Source organism: Bacteroidia bacterium, from assembly GCA_016218155.1.
GTDB lineage: Bacteria > Bacteroidota > Bacteroidia > Bacteroidales > GWA2-32-17 > GWA2-32-17.
In genome coordinates, this window is sequence record JACREQ010000091.1 from 1 (window position 1) to 1603 (window position 1603).

A 1603-nucleotide genomic window follows, 5' to 3' on the forward strand; every position below is an offset into this window, starting at 1 on the left:
AAAAGTCAACTTCATAAGATATGCCGATGACTTTATTGTTACAGCAGCCACCAAAGAGCTGATAGAAGAAAATATAATCCCTGCAATAAAAGATTTTCTCAAACCGAGAGGATTAACTCTCTCAGAAGAGAAAACGAAAATAACTCACATAGATGAAGGATTTGATTTTCTTGGACAGCATTTACAAAAGTATCGAAACAAACTAATTATAACACCATCACAGAGGAGTGTAAAAGATTTTACATCAAAGATAAAAGAAATTATCAAAATCAGTCAAGGCAAAGCTTGTGATATGATAAAAGCACTAAAACCAAGAATCAGGGGATGGAGCGAATATCATAAATGTATTCAGGCGAGTAAAGCATTCAGACATGCGGATGATGTTATGTTTAAATCACTGTGGTACTGGGCAAGGAGAAGACACCCGAAGAAAAGTTGCGGATGGATTATCAAGCAATATTTTAGTAATTCAAAACGCAAATGGGACTTTTGTGCTTGGAGTAAAACCAAAACAGGCGGAAAGAAGCTTGAGGAATTACTCAGAATTTCATATACAAAATTAGTGAGATATATTAAGATTAAAGGTGAAGCTAATCCATACGACCCTGAATATATCAGCTATTTTGTTATGAGAAGAATATCAAGCAACACTTGCGCAATATAAATAAATAACAATTTAACTGTCGGATTACAATAAAATGTAATCTTATAAGTGCTTGAGCTGTATGCAGGGAAATTTGCTTGTACAGTTCTTAGAGGGCGACGGGAGCGTGAGCTCCCCGACCTACTCGGTAATTCACAATATATCCATACACTTAAACGGAAAATTAATTAAACTATAACCCATGGATATATTTGCCCTAAATTCTTCTTTTGGTTCTTTTTTTATTTTATTTTGAACAAATAATTCTATTCTATTAAGTATTTTTTCTATGTTTGCAGATGTTATTCCTATCTTACTTCGTGCTGGTGAAAGATAAATAAAAATTTTATTTTTTTCATTATTATAGATTGAGATTATATCTTTCTTTCTTATAATGTCCTGTTGTGATTCAAAAAATATACGAAAAGTATTTTCAAATATTTCATCTCGTATTTTTGTATTATATGCAAGTGTGTCAATAGGATTAATATTTACATAAACTAACCCTACTTCTTTCTGATATTTGAGAAATTTTTGTAAATCCTGCAAAATAAATTCAAAATCTTTTGGGTCCTTAAAAAAATCAAACCCGCCATTATTCCTTATGATTTCATTATCATGAGTAAAAATATCAGACCCATCACTTTTTCTTCCATCGATTATATAGTTGCTTCTTTTATAAGTTTTAGCAAATCTTTTTAATTCATTACCAATTTCTCCAATTTTTATAGAATGGTTTATTATTTTTTTTTCATTAGTAACTACACCGATAGATATTGTCATTATAGGAAAACTTTCTATTCTACCTTTTCGATTTTTAGAAATTATATAACCTTTTTTACGGTCATCATCATCATATAAAGCTGGAATTAATTTATCAAACTGTTGAATAATGTTTTCACATATATCACGAACTTTTTCAGGAGTAGTGATTATTACAAAATCATCTCCTCCAATATG

Annotated in this window: 2 protein-coding genes; one reads left to right on the forward strand and one right to left on the reverse strand. The window is 30.3% G+C overall.

Annotation, left to right across the window (positions count from 1 at the left end):
* Positions 1 to 664 (forward strand): group II intron reverse transcriptase/maturase (locus HY951_15215; protein ID MBI5541413.1); only part of this gene is annotated, 664 nt, incomplete at its 5' end.
* A 132-nt stretch (positions 665 to 796) separates the two neighbouring features.
* Here the strand turns inward: HY951_15215 and HY951_15220 are convergent.
* Positions 797 to 1603 (reverse strand): hypothetical protein (locus HY951_15220; GenBank protein MBI5541414.1); only part of this gene is annotated, 807 nt, incomplete at its 5' end.